This window comes from Vibrio sonorensis, assembly GCF_001854765.1.
Lineage (GTDB): Bacteria > Pseudomonadota > Gammaproteobacteria > Enterobacterales > Vibrionaceae > Vibrio > Vibrio sonorensis.
Genome location: NZ_LJJE01000096.1, coordinates 26,968 through 33,011, shown reverse-complemented (window position 1 = coordinate 33,011; position 6,044 = coordinate 26,968). Strand labels below are relative to the sequence as shown.

General features: G+C 41.2%; 8 protein-coding genes. 4 read left to right on the top strand and 4 right to left on the bottom strand.

Going from position 1 to position 6,044, the window contains the following annotated elements; translation table 11 throughout:
- The 3 genes from BLO31_RS18160 to BLO31_RS18150 form a co-directional block, all read left to right on the top strand.
- Positions 1–400: hypothetical protein (locus BLO31_RS18160; RefSeq protein WP_217495136.1), on the top strand; the 400-nt coding region annotated here is incomplete at its 5' end.
- Positions 401–402: 2 nt separating this feature from the next.
- Entirely contained in the window at positions 403–729 is a 327-nt protein-coding gene (locus tag BLO31_RS18155) for a hypothetical protein (RefSeq protein ID WP_070970084.1), read from the top strand.
- A gap of 247 nt (positions 730–976) precedes the next feature.
- Entirely contained in the window at positions 977–1,567 is a 591-nt protein-coding gene (locus tag BLO31_RS18150) for a porin family protein (RefSeq protein WP_070970082.1), read from the top strand.
- Between the two features lie 120 nt (positions 1,568–1,687).
- Here BLO31_RS18150 and BLO31_RS18145 read toward each other — a convergent pair whose 3' ends face one another.
- From BLO31_RS18145 to BLO31_RS18130, 4 genes are all read right to left on the bottom strand, one after another.
- Positions 1,688–2,353, bottom strand: a complete 666-nt coding sequence (locus tag BLO31_RS18145) for an EAL domain-containing protein (protein WP_070970080.1) — start codon at positions 2,351–2,353, stop codon at positions 1,688–1,690.
- A gap of 22 nt (positions 2,354–2,375) precedes the next feature.
- On the bottom strand, positions 2,376–3,224 hold the full coding sequence (locus tag BLO31_RS18140; RefSeq protein WP_070970075.1) for a CSS-motif domain-containing protein: 849 nt from the start codon (positions 3,222–3,224) through the stop codon (positions 2,376–2,378).
- 179 nt (positions 3,225–3,403) lie between these two features.
- Positions 3,404–3,859 (bottom strand): hypothetical protein, encoded by a 456-nt coding sequence (locus BLO31_RS18135; RefSeq protein WP_070970072.1) that lies wholly within the window; start codon positions 3,857–3,859, stop codon positions 3,404–3,406.
- Between the two features lie 198 nt (positions 3,860–4,057).
- Positions 4,058–4,972, bottom strand: a complete 915-nt coding sequence (locus BLO31_RS18130; RefSeq protein ID WP_070970069.1) for a LysR family transcriptional regulator — start codon at positions 4,970–4,972, stop codon at positions 4,058–4,060.
- A gap of 171 nt (positions 4,973–5,143) precedes the next feature.
- Between BLO31_RS18130 and BLO31_RS18125 the strand changes: the two genes are divergently transcribed.
- Positions 5,144–6,040 carry a DMT family transporter gene (locus BLO31_RS18125; protein WP_070970066.1) on the top strand — a complete coding sequence of 299 codons (897 nt, stop codon included), beginning with the start codon at positions 5,144–5,146 and terminating at the stop codon, positions 6,038–6,040.
- The last annotated feature ends 4 nt before the right edge of the window (positions 6,041–6,044 follow it).

The window sequence follows — 6,044 nt, the reverse complement described above, 5'->3', positions numbered from 1 at the left end:
GTATAACGATACTGCTCGGGCAGAAGAGATGAACCGTCGACATGCTGCTAGACCACCGACAGATTGGAAGGAGGTGACCTCTTCACTTTCAACAGCGGCCGATTTAGGAGCTACAGGGTGCTTGCTGCATGGAAATCTACCTTGTGCTGGAGCCTTGGGTGTAGGTTCTATAGCATTATCAGCAGTTTCAGTAGGCATTGATGCTTTTGATGAAGATAGTTTCGATGAGACTTCAGCTGCAAAATCTATCCATAGTCTAGGGGTATATACAATCGGCGAGCATGCTGTTGAGGCTTTACCACTTAAACTTAAATATCCAGTGAGGGTTGGGGTCGATGCTTATGGTTCAGTGTCGAGCTTTATGTTTTATGAAGCGATAAACAACGGTTTGGATGATTAGCGATGCATATTATCTACGAACCTAAAATGGTGACACATTCAGTTCCGTTTTTGGCATGTCCATTTGTTATCGCTTTTTTCGAAACAGGTGAACCAGTAGCTTTAATCATGGCGATAGGGATGCTTTGGGGTTTAGCAAGTCACTCGATGCGCTTCCTCATCCGCAAAGACCCTTGGTATCAAAAGCGTGCTGGCTTGCTATTGGTAACGTCAACAGTGCTTTGCTTTATCTTACCTATACCTCTGGTTATGGCACTCATAATACTTCCGAGCATTGTTCTTACATACAAGGCACTCATGAGGTTGGAGCAGTTAGGATACAAGCGATGACGATAGCGAGCTTCGCGGTGGTTCATTCCGACAAGGCTTTATTGCGGGCGTGATTGGTAAAGCTGGAGCGAATTGTAAAACAATATAGGGGCACGAGGGTGTTTACAACATGGAATTTGATTTTCTTCTAGAGCTTTATTGTTCATTACGCCAAATTATTCAATTAGGTTGTTCTTTTGATGTTTAAGATCTCCATTAAATAAAAAATTAAAAGATGGATAAATATGGATAACTAACGGAGGTTTATATGAAATCAATAATTTGTTTCTTTTTATTGTCGATATTCTCCATGACTTGCTATGCAGATGATAATGAGCAACGCAATGAAGGGAACTGGTATGTTGGAGGGGCATATCATGGCGGTTTTCCAAAGCTAAAAGCTTTGGGAGCATCGCTTGATCTTGGTGTTGGCTATTCGTTTAATGGGGGTTATACATTCTCAGTGTCAGATAAATCAAAAATAGACATTGATGCCGAATACTTTGATATGGGTGATGCTAGCGGTGGAAATGGCTCAGAATATTACTATGTCAACGCTACTATTGATGCGTCTTCTTATTCTTTGAACCTGAAGCCTCGTTATCTCCCGAATGGAAGCGGGTGGTTTGTCGGTGGGTTATTGGGGCTAGGTAATTATCAGTTAGGGGCGTCTTTAGAGAGCAGTTATGAGAGCGTGTCTGGTGAAGAGAGCGGTCTGGGTACAAGTTTAGGTGTTGAATTGGGTTATGAAGCCAATAACTTCATAGGTAGTGTAGGTTACAGATATATGATGTCTTCAATAGACGATGTATCAACAGATTTCTCTACTTTCTATGTAGGGGTTAGATACAAAATTTAACGGGTGCGAGCATGATAGATAGAAGATATATACTTTATTGTATTTCCTTCACTAATAATTAAATTTAGGTCACCGTTATTATTAACGTAATTAAAGTTATTACAGATAGCTGCTTCTTATTTAAGTCGCTAATATTGGAATAGGATTTTGCTCGGTATTTATAATTTCAAAATGGCGCAATGCTTGTGCTTTCATAGGTTTGGCGAAGTAGAAGCCTTGCAGGTGGCTTACGCCGATTTCGGTTAAATAGTCGGCTTGTTGCTCTGTTTCCACACCTTCTGCAACAATGTGAACCCCCAATCGGTGGCCCAGATCTACGATCGTATTCAACACTGGTGCGTTAACGGTATCTAGGCCAATACTATCGATAAAACATTTGTCTATTTTAAGGTAGTCAAACTGGGTGTCTTGAATCACCGAAAGGGAAGTGTGCCCAGTCCCGAAGTCGTCGATAGCGATAAGCAGTTCTTCTAACCTTAACTGCTCTAAGGTGCTTCGCGCGGTGTTATCAATGATCTGTCTTTCCGTAAGCTCAACACTGAGCAAGTAGCCGAAGTTCTTCAACTGATTGCGATAATGCAGTAGATTGTCGCGGTTTTCAGCTTCATGTAAATATGACGGCGGAATATTTACCGCAACGTGAATGGGTTCATCACGGGCTTGCAAAGCCAAGTCTTTTAGTACTCTGCTAAGCACATAGTCGGTAAGTGTATTGATCAGTTGCTCTCGTTCCGCAATGGGAATAAACACGGCGGGCTGATCAGCCCAAGCTTTGGATGTTGCCAACGAACAAGGGCTTCTATCCCTGCTATCTGTCGCGTGTCTCCGTGAATGATGGTTGGTAAACTAAAAATAGTTCGCCTCTTCCTATTCCTTTTTTCAAGTCGTCGGCTAGGCTGTCCCGATGTTTTAAAAATTTACCAGAAAGCAAAATCATTACCGATACAAAGATAGAAAACGGCAAGCTAGTTAGAGCGGTATAGATAGTATGAGATTTAATGTACTCACTGCTGGCTTGTACGAGCAGTTGATAACCGTAATGCTTAGACGTTTGTATGTAGTACAGGGTATCTGGCTGCATACTATTTTCAACAGGATATACTTTGTCGCCAAATTGAACCGTGACTGCTTTTAGTTTGCTATTGGAAAATAGGCCCAGTCGATCGATAAGGTAACCTTTGTCTACAATGGCTAAAACATGAGTGTCTGTCTTACCGCTTTTACCATTCATAACGATCAGGGTACGCTGCTGCGGATCGTTATTAATATCGTAAAGAAGGGTAGTGCGCGAACCCGTGTGGTTTTCAACAAGGGAAGATAGGTCATAAGAAATTTGTCCACGGCGGGACGAACAAATGGCGATTTGGTTTTGGGCTAAAATGAGTTCTCTAAACTGGCTCTCAAACAGTTGTTCTTGCTCGAGTCGGCCACAACCTTGTTCGCCTTTTAAAACACCTAAATTTTCTCGATGTAATTCGAAAATCATTTCGTCTAGTCGAACCACATAACTCTGAGCATAGGTCGCTAGATTTTGTTTTATTCCTTGACACGCATAATAAACGGATGCAGCCAAAACAATAACAATAGGAACCACGAGAATGGCAATCAAGGTCAACGTCGAATGTGACGCTATAGTTTTAGAGTCATAATCCTTCATGGTTCAACAACATAAGGGTTAGTGAGCTCCAGTATAAGTGAAGAAATGTAAATGTTAATTAAATGAGGTGGAAATGACGTGCTAGTCTCATTAATTGTGTATTCTAAGGTGTTGATTTTACAGTGAGTTGTACTAAAAAACGAGTTAGTAACTATTTTTGCATAATATGTAAGTAATTCTTATGGATTATTAATAAAGGCCAAATGGTAGTCAATTCGAATGAATATCATCGCTTGGATCGATAGGGCTATTGTAGTGTATAGCCATTCTATGGTGTGGGAAGAAAAGGACATAACTCCAACGGTAAACTCAATTGACGTTATAAAAATGGCTAAGTAGACCATTGCCTTGAAATACAAAGGAAAAGCCAATGCAATCATGCGACAAACGTAATCAAAACCGTCGTCTCCTAAGTTTGTTAGGTAGGTTTTTTGTATACCCCATAAAAATATGATGATGCTAATGGCAAGTTCGTATAAAACGCCAAGGGTTGATGTGTTGGTCGAAATGAAACTGACGTACCAAGTGACAGTCCCTAACAGTGTCACGCCGATAAAGTAGTGTTTCCATTCCGGTGCGGAAACACGATTGCTCTTAATATCCCGAGCTAATTGATGAGTGTTCCAGTAATACATTTTGGTAGCCCTTGTTCAAAACTAACATTGCACAGGGGTTAACGCGTTCCTATGCCATCAATTAATGTTAGAAGATAGTGGACTCTATTTTTGTACCGTTTGACGGTTGTTATGTGACACTTTGTGACAAAATAAATCATTAATGTGTTTATCAATCAATATCTTATTTATGCTTCACGTATTTATGAAACAGCGGGATTAATCGTACTCAGAAAACGTGTCTAAAAACCACTTTGCAAACTCTCTGGCATTGGGTTTAAGGGGTACACCTTTGCGTTCTACAAGATAGTAACTGGCGGATATGGGCAGATGATCGTCGCTTAGTCGTATAAGTTGACCTGATTCTATTGCTTGTCGCGCGAGTCTACTTCTGGCTAAAACGACTCCTTGTCCTTTAATGGCGCTGTCAATTTCAAAGTGGCTGTGATGGAAGCTCACCTTTCGCATTCCTTCGATTGAAGCTTCAGGGATAAAGGCGGAAAACCATTGAGGCCAACCGGGTTTTACATTAAGCATCTCTGGACATGAATCCATTATAAGCGCTGAGCCAGCGATCAGCTCTTGTATATCAACAGTTCCCAACCTTTCAATCAAATCAGGGCTTGCACAGGGGAAAACCACTTCTTCGGCAAACTTGGTCATTTTTAATCCTTCAGGCTCTTCGCGAAAACTGTAACGAATTGATAAATCGATGTGCTGAGAGCGAAAATCTGAACGGCGTGTTGTGGTCTCAATGTGCACGTTAATGTGAGGGTAAGCCGTTAAAAAGGCATTGAGTTTGTCCATTAAGCACAGGTAAGCGAAAGAGGGGAGAACACTGATGGTTATATCATCGCTGGAGACCTTCTCTTTCATTTTTCGACTGGTACTGAAGAGTTGGTCAAAAGCTTTACTACTTGAATCAGCGAGTGTTTTGCCTTGTTCAGTTAAAACCAGTTTTCCGTGTTTGCGAGAAAACAGTGGACAAGAAAACCAAGCTTCCAATGATTTTATGCGTTGGCTAACGGCTGGAGATGAAATATTAAGCATTTGCGCTGCAGCAGAAACGGAACCGGTTTTTACAACAGCGTCGAACGCTACCATGGCATTCATTGGTGGAACTTGATGATACATAAGTATTTTTAGGTCGAAGGTTTAATTAATAAAATATGTGAATAGTGAAAAAGAGTAAACCTTGGCCGCCAAAAGTTGATGAGATAACCAGAGCTTAAGTGGGTTAAGAAATCCGAAATATTGCTTTCCTAGCGCAGTTGTTAGTCTGCTCCTGAAAATGGAGATACCACTATGAAATTAACCACTCGGCAAATTGGAATAATTGAGTTTTCACTGGCAATGGCTATGTCTGGGACGATAGGCATATTTGTCAAAGAGTCACAGCAACTGATTATCAACGTTGTCTTTTTTCGTTGTTTATTCGGGTTAATCTTTTTGTTGCTTTATTCTTGGATCACTGCGCGCTTACGTTTTAGGTCAATTTCAAAAAGAAGTTGGGTAACAATGATAGTCAGTGGAGTTACATTAGTAGTGAATTGGTGTTTTCTATTTGAGTCCTATCAATATGCGGGAATAGGGATTTCGACCGTCGCCTATAACACCCAACCTTTTATCTTGATGTTTTTAGCAAGCTGGTTTTTAAAGGAAAAAATAGAGGGCTATAAATACGCTTGGGTCGGATGCGCGTTTGCGGGGCTACTGTTAATTATTAATCCCAGTGGAACCATTAGCCATTCATTTATTCAGGGTGTGTTTTATGCCACGCTAGCAGCGCTATTTTATGCTGTAACGGTACTTTTGATAAAAAAAATAGAGGATGAACTGACATTAACGACGATTATTGTCCAGCTTTTGACGGGGGTGGTGATCTTGTTTCCTATGACTTCGATACCTGATGTTCCGGTCGCAGGGCACCACTGGTTTTGGCTGTTGGGTCTTGGCCTAATTCACACCTGTATCATGTACTTATTTCTCTATAGCGGTATACAAAAGCTCTCGACTCCTCTGATCTCGGTACTTGCCTATGTATATCCTTTAGTCGCGGTGTTGGCCGATTATCTGATATACGACAGTGAACTGACTTGGGTTCAGGCCATCGGTATGATAATGATTCTGTTTGCGGGCTTTGCAATGAATCGCAAGTTAGGTACTGTGACAGGAAATGCCAAACTAGCGAGTTCTGACTAGTGGC

What these genes read in the sequence shown, in the direction of transcription:
- BLO31_RS18155 (WP_070970084.1), top strand. Translation starts at nt 403, where the DNA reads ATGCATATTATCTACGAACCTAAAATGGTGACACATTCAGTTCCGTTT.
- BLO31_RS18150 (WP_070970082.1), top strand. Translation starts at nt 977, where the DNA reads ATGAAATCAATAATTTGTTTCTTTTTATTGTCGATATTCTCCATGACT.
- BLO31_RS18140 (WP_070970075.1), bottom strand. Translation starts at nt 3,224, where the DNA reads ATGAAGGATTATGACTCTAAAACTATAGCGTCACATTCGACGTTGACC.
- BLO31_RS18135 (WP_070970072.1), bottom strand. Translation starts at nt 3,859, where the DNA reads ATGTATTACTGGAACACTCATCAATTAGCTCGGGATATTAAGAGCAAT.
- BLO31_RS18130 (WP_070970069.1), bottom strand. Translation starts at nt 4,972, where the DNA reads ATGTATCATCAAGTTCCACCAATGAATGCCATGGTAGCGTTCGACGCT.
- BLO31_RS18125 (WP_070970066.1), top strand. Translation starts at nt 5,144, where the DNA reads ATGAAATTAACCACTCGGCAAATTGGAATAATTGAGTTTTCACTGGCA.